Below are 15,055 nucleotides of genomic sequence, written 5' to 3' on the forward strand. Positions count from 1 at the left end.
TCTGAACCTCTTCCTCCTTGGGTTCGACCGGCTCCGCCGGGGTCATCACGTGGATGACTGAGGACCGAAGGAGGGGGACATGACGGAACTCGGCATCGGCATCGGCTGGCGTCCCGAGATCGCGGACGCGGTCGAGGGGCTGTCCGGGATCGACTGGGTGGAGGTCGTCGCGGAGAACGTGTGCGCCGGCCACCTGCCCGACTCGCTGGCCCGGCTGCGGGCCCGGGGCGTCACGGTCGTGCCGCACGGGGTGTCGCTGGGGCTCGGCGGGGCGGACCGGCCGGACCCGGAGCGGCTGGCCGCGCTCGCGGCGAAGGCGGAGGCGCTGGGGGCGCCGCTCGTCACCGAGCACATCGCGTTCGTCCGGGCCGGCGGGCCGCTGACCGCCACCCCGCGCCTGGAGGCCGGGCACCTGCTGCCCGTCCCCCGCACCCGCGACGCCCTGGGCGTGCTCTGCGAGAACGTGCGGATCGCGCAGGAGTCGCTGCCGGTGCCGCTGGCCCTGGAGAACATCGCCGCCCTGTTCTCCTGGCCGGACGAGGAGCTGACGGAGGGCCGGTTCCTGGCGGAACTGGTGGAGCGCACGGGGGTACGGCTCCTCATCGACGTCGCCAACCTCCACACCAACCACGTCAACCGCGGCGAGGACCCGGCGCGGGCGCTCTCGGAGCTTCCGGTCGAGGCCCTCGCGTACGTCCACGTGGCGGGCGGCCTCGAACGGGACGGCGTCTGGCACGACACCCACGCCCACCCGGTCCCGGAGCCGGTCCTGGACATCCTCGCCGACCTCGTCGGCCGGGTCGCCCCGCCGGGCGTCCTCCTGGAGCGCGACGACCACTTCCCGCCCGCGGCGGAACTCGCCGCGGAGCTCTCCACGATCCGCGCGACGCTGACGGCGGCGACCCGCCGGCGGCCGGCGCGCCCGGCACCCGCCGCCGGCCCGCTCGCCGCGCGCCACGGCGTCGGCGCCGCCGCGCTGCGCGCGGGCCGTGCCCTCGCGGGCCACGACCCGCTCCACATCGGCGCCGGCGCCCGCGTCTCGGGCGGCCCGATGCCGGCCACCCGGCCGAGCGCCCCGGCCCCGGAGCCGGAGCGGCCCGGCACGGCGGCCGGGCCCGCGACGGCGCGCCCCGACGGCGCGCTGGCCGTCCTCTCCCGTCCCACGGCCGAGGCCGTCACCGACACGGCACGGCAGCGCGTCGGAGTGGGACAGGCCGCCGTGCTGTCCGCGCTGGTCGCGGGGACTCCGGTGCCCGAGGGCTTCGACGTGCGGCGGATGCGGGTGCAGAGCCGGGCGCTCGCCGCCAAGCGGGCCTCCGTCGTGGCGCGGATCGCGCCCGAGCTGCCGGAGATCCTCGGCGACGGCTTCCGGCCCGCGTTCCTCGCGTACGCCAGGACCCGGCCCATGCCGGGCAGCTACCGGCGCGACGCGCTCGACTTCGTCGAGGCACTGCTCCTGGAGGACCGGCCCGAACGGCGGGAGCTGACCCGCTGGTGGCGGGAGCGGGCCGAGAGCCAGCCGGCCGGCGGGCTCCTGGGGCGGCTGGCGCGGCGCCTCCTCGGGGGGCGGTGACCGGTATGAACCCGCTCCTCCTCGTGCTCCACCTCGCCGCCGCCGCCGTGCTGGTCCGTCTCTTCGTGCTGGCCCGCCGCGTCCGGAGCGGCCCCGGCGGGCCGCTCCAGGACGTCTACGAGGCCGCGTTCCTCGGCGGCGGCCCCGGCAGGGTCGCCGACACGGCGCTCGCCGCCATGCACCTGGACGGCCGGATCGTCATCGGCGGCCCCGGGGTCGTCGCGGTCGTCCACCGGATCGCCCACGACCCGGTGGAGCGGGCGGTGCTGGACACCCACGCGACCGCCCCCAGCGGCTCCCTGCGCGCGCTGCGCCTGGGCGTGATGACGCACCCGGCGGTGCAGGAAATCGGCGACGCCCTCGCCGACCGGGGCCTGGTGACCCCGCCGGGCCCGCGCCGCACCCTGCGCCGGTGGTGCGTCGGGCTCGTCATCGGGTCCTTCCTGCTGTTCCCGCTGGGCATCCTGGTCACCGTCGCCGAGTTCGCCCTGGACGGGCCGGCCGTGCCGTTCTTCGTGAAGCTCCTGCCGCTCTTCCTCGTCTGCCTCGTCTCGGCGCTGGTCTGCGGGACCACCTCCACCCGTCAGGTGAGCCCGGCGGGGCTCACGGCGCTCACCGCCTACCGGCGCGCCTACGGCCACGGGGGCGTCAACACGGTGGCGCTCGGCGGGATCCGGGCGCTGTCCGACCGCGAGCTGTGGGAGCGGCTGCGGGACGCGGCCCGGCCCGACGGGCCGGTGCGCGGGGGCCGGAGCCGTGGCGCGTACCGGCACTCCTCCGACACGACCGCCGCCGCGGCCGTGGTGATGTGGTGCGCGGGGGCGGCGGCGGGCGGCGGCGACGGCTGGGGCTCGGACTCGGACTCCGGGTCGGGCGGCTCGTCCTGCGGTTCCTCGTCCTCGTCCTGTGGCTCCTCGTCGTCGTCCTGCGGCTCCTCGTCCTCCTCGTGCGGCTCCTCGTCGTCCTCCTCCTGCGGGTCGAGCGGCTGAGCCGTTCGGGTGGCGGGGCCGGAGGTCCTGACGTACAACTCGATCATGGTGTGGATCCCGCTGCTCCTCCTCGCCGGCGTCGTGACCGCCCTCGCCTGCGCCCGGCTCTGCCGGGCCTCGATCGCCGCCGGCGGGCCCCCCGCGGGGGCGGGCGGGGACGGCGAACTGACCCTGGGCGAGGCCGCGTTCCTCGCCGGGGGTCCCGGGCGGGTCGCCGAGCTGACGCTGGTGTCGATGCACCGGGCCCGGCGGCTGCTGCTCGCGCGCACCGGCTGGGCCACCGTCGTGGACGGCTCGGGCGGCGGGGACGAGCTGGAGCGGGCGGTGCTCGGCGCGATCGGCCCCGAGGGGCAGGCGCCGGTGCCGGGGCTGCGTCCGGCGGTCGCCGCCGCCGCGTGCGTACGCCGCATCGAGGCGGGTCTGGTGGAGCGGGGGCTCGCGGTGCCGGCGCCGGGGCGGCGGGAGGTCGCGGCCGGGCTGCGGGCGGTGCGGGGAGCGTTCCTGCTGGCGCTCGCGCTGGGGGCGGTGGCGGTGCCGCTGGTGCCGGAGGCGGACCGGACGCGGGTGATCGCCGGGTTCGTGCTGCCGCTGACGGTCTCGGGGCTCTGTCTGCTGATCGGGCGGGCGGAGTCGTATCCGCGCAGCCCGTGGGCCTCGCACGCCGGTCAGCGGCTGCTCGCGGGGCTTTCGGCGGAGGACCCGCTCACCGCGCTCGCCACCCGGGGGCCGGCGGTCCTGGAGCCGGAGCTGAGGGCCGCGCTGGGGACCCCGTAGGTCCCCGTAGGGCATCCCCGGGAAGGGACCCTCGGGGAAGGGATCCCGGGGCGGGAAGGGACGCCGGTGCGGCGCGCTCGCGCGCGCCGCACCCGGTGCCGGACCCGGTGTCGCTGGAGCGGCCGGCCATGGCGTGGCGGCCGTCTGATCTTCCGGGTCGAGGGACGGACGCCCCGGCTGGGAGCCGGGGCGCCGCCAGGTTCACGGGGCGGCCGTCAGGCCAGGCCCGCCACCAGGTCCGCGACGGTCTTGCGGCGGCCGGTGTAGAAGGGGACCTCCTCGCGGACGTGCATCCGGGCCTCGGAGGCGCGCAGGTGGCGCATGAGGTCGACGATGCGGTACAGCTCGTCGGCCTCGAAGGCGAGGATCCACTCGTAGTCGCCGAGCGAGAAGGAGGCGACCGTGTTGGCGCGGACGTCGGGGTAGCCGCGGGCCATCTTGCCGTGGTCGGCGAGCATCCGGCGACGGTCCTCGTCCGGCAGCAGGTACCAGTCGTAGGAACGGACGAAGGGGTAGACCGAGACGTAGTCGCGCGGGGTCTCGTCGGCCAGGAAGGCCGGGATGTGCGACTTGTTGAACTCGGCCGGGCGGTGCAGCGCCATGTTCGACCAGACCGGCTCCAGGGCGCGGCCCAGCTTCGTACGGCGGAAGAGGCTGTACGCCTCCTGGAGCTGGTCGCTCGTCTCGGCGTGCCACCAGATCATGACGTCGGCGTCGGCGCGCAGACCGGAGAGGTCGTACGTGCCCCGGATGGTGATGTCCTTCTCCGCGAGCCGGTCGAACAGCTCCTGGACCTCGTCGGCGTAGCCGGTCCGGTCGGCGGGCAGGACGTCGCGCAGCTTGAAGACAGACCACAGGGTGTAGCGGATGACCTCGTTGAGGTCCTTCGCCTTCTTACCGGCGTTCGGGATCTTTTCGGGCGCACTCATACGCCTATTCTCGCCCGTCACGAGGAGTGCCCCGCACCGGGGTGCCCCGTTTCCGACGTGGCGATGATCTCGTCGGCCAGGGCGTCCGCCGCGCGGTGGGCGGAGGCGACGCAGGCGGGGATGCCGACGCCGTCGTAGGCGGCGCCCGCGAGGCGCACTCCGGGCAGGTCCGCGAGGGCGGCGCGGGCCCGGGCGACCCGGTCCAGGTGGCCGACCGGGTACTGCGGCAGGCCGCCGGTCCAGCGGGTCACGGTGGTGGCGACGGGCCGGGCGGCGAGTCCGGTGGCGGCGCCGAGGTCCTTGAGGGAGGCGGCGACCAGGTCCTCGTCGTCGCGGAGGAGCTGGGCCTCCTCGCCGTACCGGCCGACGGAGGTGCGGAGCACGAAGAGCTCGGGGGCGGCCTCGCCGACCCAGCCCCACTTCCGGCTGGAGAAGGTGGAGGCCTTGATGGTGTGGCCGTCGACGGGCGGCACCAGGAAGCCGGAGCCGGGCAGCTCGGGCACGTCGGCGCGGCGGAAGGCGAGGGTGACCAGGGCCATGGAGGCGTACTCGATCGCGCCGAGGAGCGCGGAGGCCCCGGGGGCGTGGCCGCCGAGGAGTCCGGCGGCGACGGGCGCGGGGGCGGCGAGGACGACGGCGTCCGCGTCGAGGGTCCGCTCCGGGGTCTCCACCCGCCAGCCGGTGGCGCCGGCCCGGTGCAGGGCGGTCGCCGGGGTGCCGGTGAGGATCGTGCCGCCGGCCGCGCGGACGGCGTCGGCGACGGCCCCCGGGAGGGTGCCGATGCCGCCGGAGATGCCGGCGAAGACGGACCCGCCGAGGCCGGTGGCGGCGCCCGCGACGTCGGCGGGGACGGCTCCGCCCGCGGCCTGGACGGCGCGGACGGCGGCGGTGAGGCTCGGGTGGCGGCGGGCGGCCTCGAAGAGCGCGGGGACGGCGGCCTTCATCGAGATGCGGTAGGCGTCCCCGGCGTAGACGCCGCCGAGGAGGGGCTCGACGAGCCGGTCGACGACCTCGTGGCCCATGCGCTCGGCGACGTACGCGCCGATGGCGATGTCCTCGCCGATCTCGGTGGGGGGCAGCTCGGTGTCCCGGCCGATCCGTCGCAGGCCCTCCTCGGAGAGGAGCCCGGCGACGGCGACGGCGTCGCCGGGGACGCCCATGACGTGGCCCTTGGGCATGGGCACGAGCCGGCCCCGGGACCAGACGGAGGCGGTGGTGGTGGCCGGCGCCCGGAGCCGGTCGCCGAGGCCGACGGACTCGGCGAGGGCGATCGCCTCGGGGCGGCGGGCGAGCAGGGACTCGGCGCCGAGGTCCACGGGGGCGCCGGCGATCTCCCCGGCGAGCAGCTTGCCGCCGAGCCGGCCGCCGGCTTCCAGGAGGGTGACGCGCGCGCCGGCGGCGAGCAGCCGGTGGGCGGCGGCGAGGCCGGTGATGCCGCCGCCGACGACGACGGCGTGCGGTCCGGCGTGGGGTCCCGTGGTGTCCGCGTTCATGGGACCACTCTCTCAAATCGCCCGGGCCGCCCCGCCCCGAGGCGGGCCGTAGCGTGGGCGCATGAGCGAACGACTGGTGATCATCGGCGGGGACGCGGCGGGCATGTCCGCCGCCTCGCAGGCGCGCAGGCTCAAGGGGCCCGGGGAGCTGGAGATCACGGCCTTCGAACGGGGCCGCTTCTCCTCGTACTCGGCCTGCGGCATCCCGTACTGGGTCGGCGGCGACGTGGCGGGGCGCGAGGAGCTGATCGCCCGCTCCCCGGAGGAGCACCGGGCGCGCGGGATCGACCTGCGGACGCGGACCGAGGTGACGGAGATCGACCTGGCCGGGCAGCGCGTTCTGGCCAGGGACCTGGCGGTCGGCACGGAGGCGTGGACGGGCTTCGACAAGCTGGTGATCGCGACGGGGGCGCGCCCGGCCCGGCCGGCGGTGCCGGGGATCGACGCGGCGGGCGTGCACGGGGTGCAGACGCTGGAGGACGGGCAGGCGCTGCTCGACTCGCTGGCCGGGACGGCGGGGCGGCGGGCGGTGGTCGTCGGCGCCGGGTACATCGGCGTGGAGATGGCCGAGGCGCTGCTGAACCGGGGCTACGAGGTGACGGTCCTCAACCGGGGCGAGCAGCCGATGGCGACGCTCGATCCGGACATGGGGCGTCTGGTGCACGCGGCGATGGACGGGCTCGGGATCCGTACGGTCGGCGCGTCCCCGGTGACGGGGATCCTCACGGGTGACGACGGCGGGGTCCAGGCGGTGGTCACGGACAGGGACGAGTACCCGGCGGACGTGGTGGTCCTGGGGACGGGCGTGGTGCCGGAGACCTCGCTCGCGGAGGCGGCGGGGCTGCCGCTCGGCACGCACGGCGGGCTGCTGACGGACCTGTCGATGCGGGTGCGGGGGCAGGAGAACGTCTGGGCGGGCGGGGACTGCGTGGAGGTCCTGGACCTGGTGTCGGGCCGGGAGCGGCACGTGCCGCTGGGGACGCACGCCAACAAGCAGGGGCAGGTCATCGGCTCGAACGCGGGCGGTGACTACGCGACCTTCCCCGGGGTGGTGGGGACGGCGGTGTCGAAGGTCTGCGACCTGGAGATCGCCCGCACCGGGCTGCGGGAGAAGGACGCCCGCGAGGTCGGGCTGCGGTACGTGACGGTGACCGTGGAGTCGACGAGCCGGGCCGGGTACTACCCGGGGGCGGCGCCGATGACGGTGAAGATGCTGGCCGAGAAGCGGACCGGGCGGCTGCTCGGGGTGCAGATCGTGGGCCGGGAGGGCGCGGCGAAGCGGGTGGACGTCGCGGCGGTGGCGCTGACGGCCCGGATGACGGTGGAGCAGATGGCGGCGCTCGACCTGGGGTACGCGCCGCCGTTCTCCCCGGTGTGGGACCCGGTGCTGATCGCGGCCCGGAAGGCGGTGGCGGCGGTACGGGCGGCGGGCTGACCCCGCCGCCCGTACCGCGTGGGCCGCCGGGTCAGACGGCGGTGCGCTCGTGGACGTAGGCGACGAGGCGGGTGAGGGCGTCCGGGTCCATGGACGGCATGACGCCGTGGCCCAGGTTGAAGACGTGCCCCTCCAGGTCCTTCGCGGCGGCCAGGACCTCGTCGGCCTTGGCCTCGACGACGTCGGTGGAGGCGAAGAGGACGGCGGGGTCGAGGTTGCCCTGGAGGGCCTTGCCGGGGCCGACGCGGCGGGCGGCCTCGTCGAGCGGGACGCGCCAGTCGACGCCGACGACGTCCGCGCCGGCCTCGCCCATGAGGCCGAGGAGCTCGCCGGTGCCGACGCCGAAGTGGATGCGCGGGACGCCGTAGCCGGCGACCGCGTCGAAGACCTTGGCGGAGGCCGGGAGGATCGAGCGGCGGTAGTCGGCGGGGGCGAGGGCGCCGACCCAGGAGTCGAAGAGCTGGACCGCGGAGGCGCCGGCCTCGATCTGCACCTTCAGGAAGGCGGAGGTGATCTCGGCGAGGCGGTCGAGCAGGTCGGCCCAGAGCTGCGGGTCGCCGTACATGAGCGCCTTGGTGTGCTCGTGGTTGCGGGACGGGCCGCCCTCGACGAGGTAGCTCGCGAGGGTGAAGGGCGCGCCGGCGAAACCGATGAGCGGGGTGTCGCCGAGCTCCTCGGTGAGCATGCCGATGGCCTCGGTGACGTAGTGCACGTCGTCGGGGGTGAGGTCGCGCAGCCGGTCGAGGTCGGCGCGGGTGCGGATCGGGTCGGCGACGACGGGGCCGACGCCGGGCTTGATGTCGAGGTCGACGCCGATGGCCTTGAGCGGGACGACGATGTCGCTGAAGTAGATCGCGGCGTCGACCCGGTGGCGGCGGACGGGCTGGAGGGTGATCTCCTTGACCAGCTCGGGCCGCATGCAGGACTCCAGCATGGGGATGCCCTCGCGGACCTTCAGGTACTCGGGGAGGGAGCGCCCGGCCTGCCGCATGAACCAGACGGGGGTGTGCGGCACGGGCTCGCGCCGGCACGCCTTGAGGAACGCGGAGTCGTACGTCCGCGACTGCTGCTTCGTCTGCTGGCCCGTCGGGCTGTTCATGGCGCTCACGCCCAAATCTTCGCATGTGGCCGGAAGCCGCTCGTGCCGGGCGGGTGTCCCTCCCCGCATGGCGGCCCCGTTCCGCCTACTCTTCCCCGCATGGCTGCGGCTCAGGGACATTTTTCCGATCATTCCGACGGCATTCGAGGGACGGGCGACAAGGCGGAGAGTACGGCGGGGACCCCGGTGCCGACGGCGTTCCGGAGGGCGGTGGAGGCCCTGCGGGCGGCGCGGCTGCGGTCCGAGATGGAGGTCGAGCCGACCCGGCCGCCGCAGCGGCTCGCGCCGTACGCGTACGCGGTGGAGGCGGCGGTCGTCGACGGCGAGGAGGATCTCGCGGACGGGCGGCTCGTGCTGCTGCACGACCCGGCGGGCCACGAGGCCTGGAAGGGCACCTTCCGCCTGGTGACGCTGGTGCGGGCGGAGCTGGAGCCGGAGATGGCGGCGGACCCGCTGCTGCCGGAGGTGTGCTGGTCGTGGCTGACCGGGGCCCTGGAGGCGCGCGGGCTCGCGTACGGGGAGGCGAGCGGGACGGTCACGATGGCCGGCTCGCACTACTTCGGGGGGCTCGCGGAGCGGCGGCCGGCCACCCAGATCGAGATCCGGGCGTCCTGGACGCCCCGGGAGGGTCTCGCCGGGGTGCCGGACACGGCGGCGCACCTGGCGGCCTGGTCGGATCTCCTCTGCCAGATCGCGGGCCTCCCGCCGGCGCCGGCCGATCCGCCGTCCCCGCCGGGCCCCTCGGGGCCGACGGGCCCGGCGGGGACGGTGTCGGGGGCGGGGGTCGTCTCGCTGCCCCAGCGGCGGGGACCGCAGGGCGCCTGAGCGGTCCGGACAGGTGTGCGGCGGGACGGATGTCCAGGGGGCCCTTCGGGGCCCCCTCGGCGTTCGTACGGGGGGTCCCTCGTGGGGGTGAGGGAGCGGGGGCCGCTCGTAGGATGATCGATCGCGCGTCCGAATTGCCCTAATTGTTACTCACTAAATCGTGATCTTTCCCTAAAGGCGGGCGGCCCTGCTGCCGAAGGAGTCAATGACCCCTTCAGAGCACGGGTTCGCCCCCGGCTTCTTCCCCGAGCCGGCTCCGTCCCGCACCTTCCCCCAGGAGGCCGAGTGTCCGTTCTGCTCGAGCAGCCCGCTAGCCTGGTCGCCTACCGCCCGAACAAGCCGACGGCCATGGTCGTCGTGGCCGACCCGCGCGTCCGCTCCACCGTCACCCGCCACCTGTGGGCGCTCGGCGTACGGGACGTGATCGAGGCGTCGTCCATCGCGGAGGCCCGTCCCCGCGTCGGCAACCCGCGCGACATCTGCGTGGCCGACGTCCACCTTCCCGACGGCAGCGGCCTCACCCTGCTGTCCGAGACCCGCGCCGCCGGCTGGCCCAACGGCCTCGCCCTCTCGGCCGCCGACGACATCGGCGCGGTGCGCAACGCCCTCGCCGGCGGCGTGAAGGGCTACGTCGTCACCGGCACGAGGACCAATATCGGCCACCCGACGCGTCCCGGCGCCGCGCCCATCGGCGCCGCGGCCGCCCGGCTCGGCCACCGCCGCCCCCCGGGTGCCCCGAGCCACCCGGGCGGCTACCGCGAGCTCTCCGGCCGCGAGGTCGAGGTGCTCCGGCTCGTCGCGGAGGGCCAGTCCAACAAGGCCATCGGCGTCTCCATGGGGCTCTCGGCACTCACCGTGAAGAGCCACCTCGCCCGGATCGCCCGCAAGCTGGGCACCGGCGACCGGGCCGGCATGGTCGCCGTCGCGCTGCGGACCGGGATCATCCACTGACCCGGCCCTGACGGAAACGCTGCGCCTGCCGACGGAACGTTCCGTCGGCAGGCGCTTGCCGTCGGCGGATACCCTTGACAGGTGACCGACGCCCAAGAGACCGCGGCTGACACCGCACCGCGCACCACCGGGGGCGGCCCCCCGGACGAAAACGTCCCTGCGAATGGGCTTCCGATCCCGTTGCTGGAGCCCCGCGAGGGCATCCCGCCGGTCGTCGCGAGCGACGAGGCCCTCGCCCAGGTGATCGCCGCCTTCGCCGCCGGGCGCGGGCCGGTCGCCGTCGACGCCGAGCGGGCCTCCGGCTACCGCTACGGCCAGCGCGCCTACCTCGTGCAGCTCCGCCGCGAGGGCGCGGGCACGGCCCTGATCGACCCGGTCGGCTGCCCGGACCTCTCCGGGCTCGGCGAGGCCCTCGGCGGCACCGAGTGGATCCTGCACGCCGCCACCCAGGACCTCCCCTGCCTGCGCGACATAGGCATGCGCCCCTCCTCGCTCTTCGACACCGAGCTGGCCGGCCGGCTCGCGGGCTTCCCGCGCGTCGGACTCGGCGCCATGGTCGAGTCCGTCCTCGGCTACGCCCTGGAGAAGGGCCACTCGGCGGTCGACTGGTCCAACCGCCCGCTGCCCGAGCCCTGGCTGCGCTACGCGGCCCTGGACGTCGAGCTCCTCGTCGACCTGCGCGACGCGCTGGAGAAGGAGTTGGACCGGCAGGGGAAGCTGGAGTGGGCCCACGAGGAGTTCGAGGCCATCGCCACCGCCCCGCCGGCGCCGCCGCGCAAGGACCCCTGGCGCCGCACCTCCGGGATGCACAAGGTCCGCCGGCGCCGCCAGATGGCGGTCGTACGGGAGCTGTGGACGGCCCGCGACCGGGTGGCGCAGCGGCGCGACGTCTCCCCCGGCAAGGTGCTGAGCGACGCGGCGATCGTCGAGGCGGCGCTCGCCGTCCCGGTGAACGTGGCCGCGCTGACCGCCCTGCCCGGTTTCGGGCACCGCATGGGCCGGCGCCAGCTGGAGCAGTGGCAGGCGGCGATCGACCGGGCCCGGGCGCTCCCCGAGAGCGAGCTGCCGCAGCCCGGCCAGCAGCCGGCCGGCCCTCCCCCGCCGCGCGCCTGGGCGGACAAGGACCCGGCGGCCGCCGCCCGGCTCTCCGCCGCCCGCGCCGGGGTCACGGCCCTCGCCGAGGAACTGCACCTGCCGCAGGAGAACCTGATCACCCCGGACACCGTCCGCCGGGTCTGCTGGGAGCCCCCGGCCCACGGGGACCGGGACGCCGTCGCGGCCGCCCTCGCCGCCTACGGCGCCCGCCGCTGGCAGGTCGGCCTGGTGACCCCGCTCCTGGTGGAGGCCCTCTCCGCGAAGGCGTGACCCGTGTCCCGCCCCGCACGTCGAAGCCCCCGGCACCCGTCCCGGTGCCGGGGGCTTCCCCGTACGCCGGGGTGTGACCTTCGCCGCTTGGCCCCCAGGGGGTGGGCAGCTTGGTTACCCGCAAGTAGCATGGGGGGAAGCAAGCGCACGCTTAGTGGTGCGCCGCAGCAGTGCCGTCCCGCACCTGGAGGAGAGCCATCGTGCCTCGTACCGTCAGGGACGTCGTCTTCGTCGACGGCGTCCGCACCCCGTTCGGCAAGGCGGGCCCGAAGGGCATCTACCACGAGACCCGCGCCGACGACCTCGTCGTGAAGGCCATCCGGGAGCTGCTGCGCCGCAACCCGGCCCTCGACCCGGCGAAGATCGACGAGGTCGCGATCGCCGCGACGACCCAGATCGGCGACCAGGGCCTCACCCTCGGCCGTACCGCCGGCATCCTCGCGGGCCTCCCGCAGTCCGTGCCCGGCTACTCGATCGACCGCATGTGCGCCGGTGCGCTCACGGCCGTGACGAGCGTCGCCGGTTCCATCGCCTTCGGCGCCTACGACGCCGTCATCGCCGGCGGTGTCGAGCACATGGGCCGACACCCCATGGGCGAGGGCGTGGACCCGAACCCGCGCTTCGTCAGCGAGAAGCTGGTCGACGAGTCCGCCCTCTTCATGGGCATGACCGCCGAGAACCTGCACGACCGCTACCCGAGCATCACCAAGCAGCGCGCCGACGAGTACGCCGTGCGCTCGCAGGAGAAGGCCGCCAAGGCCTACGCGGACAACAAGATCCAGCCCGACCTGGTGCCGATCTCCGTCCGCCGCACCAACGCCGAGGCCGGCGAGACCGGCTGGGGCCTGGTCACCGCCGACGAGCCGATGCGCCCGGGCACCACCCTGGAGTCGCTGGCGGGCCTGAAGACGCCGTTCCGCGTCCACGGCAACGTCACCGCGGGCAACGCGGCCGGCCTGAACGACGGCGCCACCGCCTCGATCATCGCCTCCGAGGACTTCGCGCGGGAGAACGGCCTCCCCGTCAAGATGCGCCTCGTCTCGTACGCCTTCGCCGGCGTCGAGCCCGAGGTCATGGGCTACGGCCCGATCCCGGCGACCGAGAAGGCCCTGGCCCAGGCCGGCCTCTCGATCGACGACATCGGTCTCTTCGAGATCAACGAGGCCTTCGCCGTCCAGGTCCTCGCGTTCCTCGAGCACTACGGCATCGCCGACGACGACGCGCGCGTCAACCAGTACGGCGGCGCCATCGCCTACGGTCACCCGCTGGCCTCCTCCGGCGTCCGTCTGATGACGCAGCTGGCGCGCCAGTTCGAGGAGAACCCGCAGGTCCGTTACGGCCTCAACACCATGTGCGTCGGCTTCGGCATGGGCGCGACGGTCATCTGGGAAAACCCCCACTGGGAGGGCAAGTGAGCACCACCGCCGAGCTTCTGAAGGGCGCCGCCGAGCTCTTCCCGGACGAGGTCGTCACCTCGGCCCACGTGCGTCACTTCGAGCTGCCCTTCGGGGCCGGCCGTTTCGCGCTGATCACGCTGGACAACGGCTTCGACCACACCAAGCCGACCACCTTCGGCCCGCAGTCCCTCGCCAACCTGAACACGGCGATCGACCAGGTCGAGGCCGAGGCCGCGAACGGCGAGATCGTCGCCGCCGGCATCACCGGCAAGCCGTTCATCTTCGCCGTCGGCGCCGACCTCAAGGGCGTCGAGCTGCTGAAGAAGCACGACGAGGCGCTCGCCATCGGCAAGGGCGGCCACGACGTCTTCAAGCGGCTCTCCGCGCTCGCCGTGCCGACCTTCGCGTACTACAACGGCGCGGCCATGGGCGGCGGCGTCGAGGTCGGTCTGCACTGCACCTACCGCACCGTGTCGAAGGCCCTCCCGGCCTTCTCGCTCCCCGAGGTCTTCCTCGGCCTGGTGCCCGGCTGGGGCGGCTGCGCGATCCTCCCGAACCTGATCGGCGCCGAGAAGGCCGTCCAGGTCATCATCGAGAACTCGCTCAACCAGAACCGCCAGCTCAAGGGCAAGCAGGTCTTCGAGCTCGGCATCGCCGACGCGCTCTTCGAGGGCGCCGACTTCCTGGAGCAGTCGCTCATCTGGACCGCCGGCGTGCTGAACGGCTCCGTCGCCGTCGAGCGCCCGGAGATCGACCGGGGCGAGGGCTGGGACGCCGCCGTCGCCAAGGGCCGCGCCATCGCCGACTCCAAGGTGCACGGCGCCGCCCCGGCCGCCTACCGCGCCCTCGACATCATCGAGGCCGCCAAGGACGGCGACCTGCAGAAGGGCTTCGACGCCGAGGACCAGGCCCTCGCGGACCTGATCATGGGCGGCGAGCTCCGCTCCGGCATCTACGCCTTCAACCTGGTGCAGAAGCGCGGCAAGCGCCCCGCCGGCGCCCCGGACAAGTCGCTGGCCCGCCCGGTCACCAAGGTCGGCGTCGTCGGCGCCGGTCTGATGGCCTCGCAGCTCGCCCTGCTCTTCCTGCGCCGCCTGGAGGTGCCGGTCGTCCTGACCGACATCGACCAGGAGCGCGTCGACAAGGGCGTGGGCTACGTCCACGGCGAGATCGACAAGCTGCTCGGCAAGGGCCGCATCAACCAGGACAAGGCCAACCGTCTCAAGGGCCTGGTCTCCGGTGTCCTCGACAAGGCCGAGGGCTTCGCGGACGCGGACTTCATCATCGAGGCCGTGTTCGAGGAGATGTCCGTCAAGCAGAAGGTGTTCGCGGAGGTCGAGGCGGTCGCCCCGGCGCACGCGATCCTCGCCACCAACACCTCCTCGCTGTCGGTCTCCGAGATGGCGTCCAAGCTCCGGCACCCGGAGCGCGTGGTCGGCTTCCACTTCTTCAACCCGGTCGCCGTCCTGCCGCTCCTGGAGATCGTCAAGGGCGAGCAGACCGACGACGCCTCCCTCGCCACCGCCTTCGGCGTGGCGAAGAAGCTGAAGAAGACCGCGGTCCTGACGAAGGACGCCCCGGCGTTCGTCGTGAACCGCATCCTGACCCGCTTCATGGGCGAGATCCAGAACGTCATCGACGAGGGCACCTCGGTCGAGACGGCGGAGAAGGCGGTCGAGCCGCTCGGCCTGCCGATGTCCCCGCTGGTCCTCCTGGAGCTCGTGGGCCCGGCCATCGGCCTGCACGTCTCCGAGACCCTGAACCGCGCCTTCCCGGAGCGCTTCACCGTCTCCCCCAACCTGAAGGCGGTCGTCGAGGCCGGCAAGCGCGGCTTCTACGTCTACAAGCCGGAGAACGGCTTCAAGCCGGAGCTCGACCCCGAGGTCGCCGCGCTGCTCAAGCAGGGCGACACCGTCCTCACCGAGCAGCAGGTCCGCGACCGCGTCCTCGACGCGGTGGCGCAGGAGATCGGCCTCATGCTGGAGGAGGGTGTCGTCGCCGAGGCGCAGGACATCGACCTCTGCCTGATCACCGGTGCCGGCTGGCCCTTCCACCTGGGCGGCATCACGCCGTACCTGGACCGCGAGGGCGTCTCCGAGCGCGTCAACGGCAAGCGTTTCCTGGCCCAGGGCGTGGCGAGCGTCCCGGCGTAAGCGGTAGCGCGTACCGAGGTCCGGCATCCCTCCGCGGGGTGCCGGACCTCGGCGTTTCCGGGGGCCTTCGGG

The 15,055-nt window shown here is 74.5% G+C and carries 12 protein-coding genes; 9 read left to right on the top strand and 3 right to left on the bottom strand.

Annotated elements, in window-relative coordinates; genetic code table 11:
* The first annotated feature begins 79 nt into the window (after positions 1-79).
* The 3 genes from ABZ621_RS16370 to ABZ621_RS16380 are packed head-to-tail and all read left to right on the top strand — an operon-like array spanning position 80 to position 3,336.
* Positions 80-1,573 (top strand): DUF692 domain-containing protein, encoded by a 1,494-nt coding sequence (locus tag ABZ621_RS16370; RefSeq protein ID WP_360604892.1) that lies wholly within the window; start codon positions 80-82, stop codon positions 1,571-1,573.
* A gap of 5 nt (positions 1,574-1,578) precedes the next feature.
* Entirely contained in the window at positions 1,579-2,562 is a 984-nt protein-coding gene (locus tag ABZ621_RS16375) for a TIGR04222 domain-containing membrane protein (RefSeq protein ID WP_360604894.1), read from the top strand.
* Between the two features lie 45 nt (positions 2,563-2,607).
* The gene (locus tag ABZ621_RS16380) at positions 2,608-3,336 is read left to right on the top strand and encodes a TIGR04222 domain-containing membrane protein (RefSeq protein ID WP_360604896.1); all 729 of its coding nucleotides are present in this window, start codon (positions 2,608-2,610) and stop codon (positions 3,334-3,336) included.
* 215 nt (positions 3,337-3,551) lie between these two features.
* On the opposite strand, the gene hemQ is transcribed toward ABZ621_RS16380, so the two are convergent.
* Both hemQ and hemG read right to left on the bottom strand, forming a co-directional pair.
* On the bottom strand, positions 3,552-4,265 hold the full coding sequence (gene hemQ / locus ABZ621_RS16385) for a hydrogen peroxide-dependent heme synthase (RefSeq protein ID WP_360604898.1): 714 nt from the start codon (positions 4,263-4,265) through the stop codon (positions 3,552-3,554).
* Positions 4,266-4,282: 17 nt separating this feature from the next.
* Positions 4,283-5,758 carry a protoporphyrinogen oxidase gene (gene hemG / locus ABZ621_RS16390; protein ID WP_360604900.1) on the bottom strand — a complete coding sequence of 492 codons (1,476 nt, stop codon included), beginning with the start codon at positions 5,756-5,758 and terminating at the stop codon, positions 4,283-4,285.
* A 61-nt stretch (positions 5,759-5,819) separates the two neighbouring features.
* Here hemG and ABZ621_RS16395 point away from each other — a divergent pair, with 61 nt between their 5' ends.
* Positions 5,820-7,193 carry an FAD-dependent oxidoreductase gene (locus tag ABZ621_RS16395; protein ID WP_360604902.1) on the top strand — a complete coding sequence of 458 codons (1,374 nt, stop codon included), beginning with the start codon at positions 5,820-5,822 and terminating at the stop codon, positions 7,191-7,193.
* 31 nt (positions 7,194-7,224) lie between these two features.
* On the opposite strand, the gene hemE is transcribed toward ABZ621_RS16395, so the two are convergent.
* A complete protein-coding gene (gene hemE, locus ABZ621_RS16400; protein ID WP_360604904.1) occupies positions 7,225-8,301 on the bottom strand; it encodes a uroporphyrinogen decarboxylase in 1,077 nt (358 codons plus the stop codon).
* A gap of 90 nt (positions 8,302-8,391) precedes the next feature.
* Between hemE and ABZ621_RS16405 the strand changes: the two genes are divergently transcribed.
* The 5 genes from ABZ621_RS16405 (at position 8,392) to ABZ621_RS16425 (ending at position 14,983) form a co-directional block, all read left to right on the top strand.
* Positions 8,392-9,117, top strand: coding sequence for a DUF3000 domain-containing protein (locus tag ABZ621_RS16405; RefSeq protein ID WP_360604906.1), 726 nt, complete (start codon positions 8,392-8,394; stop codon positions 9,115-9,117).
* A gap of 285 nt (positions 9,118-9,402) precedes the next feature.
* Entirely contained in the window at positions 9,403-10,068 is a 666-nt protein-coding gene (locus ABZ621_RS16410) for a response regulator transcription factor (RefSeq protein ID WP_015037008.1), read from the top strand.
* 81 nt (positions 10,069-10,149) lie between these two features.
* Positions 10,150-11,433 carry a ribonuclease D gene (locus tag ABZ621_RS16415; protein ID WP_360604908.1) on the top strand — a complete coding sequence of 428 codons (1,284 nt, stop codon included), beginning with the start codon at positions 10,150-10,152 and terminating at the stop codon, positions 11,431-11,433.
* 200 nt (positions 11,434-11,633) lie between these two features.
* Positions 11,634-12,848 (top strand): acetyl-CoA C-acyltransferase, encoded by a 1,215-nt coding sequence (locus tag ABZ621_RS16420; protein ID WP_360604910.1) that lies wholly within the window; start codon positions 11,634-11,636, stop codon positions 12,846-12,848.
* Positions 12,845-14,983, top strand: coding sequence for a 3-hydroxyacyl-CoA dehydrogenase NAD-binding domain-containing protein (locus ABZ621_RS16425; protein ID WP_360604912.1), 2,139 nt, complete (start codon positions 12,845-12,847; stop codon positions 14,981-14,983). Before ABZ621_RS16420 ends, ABZ621_RS16425 begins: the two co-directional genes overlap by 4 nt.
* The last annotated feature ends 72 nt before the right edge of the window (positions 14,984-15,055 follow it).

The sequence above is a fragment of the Streptomyces sp. NPDC007863 genome (genome assembly GCF_040633895.1).
In the GTDB taxonomy this organism is placed as follows: Bacteria; Actinomycetota; Actinomycetes; order Streptomycetales; family Streptomycetaceae; genus Streptomyces.

Coding starts and splice junctions, on each gene's coding strand:
- ABZ621_RS16370 (WP_360604892.1), top strand. CDS start 80: ATGACGGAACTCGGCATCGGCATCGGCTGGCGTCCCGAGATCGCGGAC.
- ABZ621_RS16375 (WP_360604894.1), top strand. CDS start 1,579: ATGAACCCGCTCCTCCTCGTGCTCCACCTCGCCGCCGCCGCCGTGCTG.
- ABZ621_RS16380 (WP_360604896.1), top strand. CDS start 2,608: ATGGTGTGGATCCCGCTGCTCCTCCTCGCCGGCGTCGTGACCGCCCTC.
- hemQ (WP_360604898.1), bottom strand. CDS start 4,265: ATGAGTGCGCCCGAAAAGATCCCGAACGCCGGTAAGAAGGCGAAGGAC.
- hemG (WP_360604900.1), bottom strand. CDS start 5,758: ATGAACGCGGACACCACGGGACCCCACGCCGGACCGCACGCCGTCGTC.
- ABZ621_RS16395 (WP_360604902.1), top strand. CDS start 5,820: ATGAGCGAACGACTGGTGATCATCGGCGGGGACGCGGCGGGCATGTCC.
- ABZ621_RS16405 (WP_360604906.1), top strand. CDS start 8,392: ATGGCTGCGGCTCAGGGACATTTTTCCGATCATTCCGACGGCATTCGA.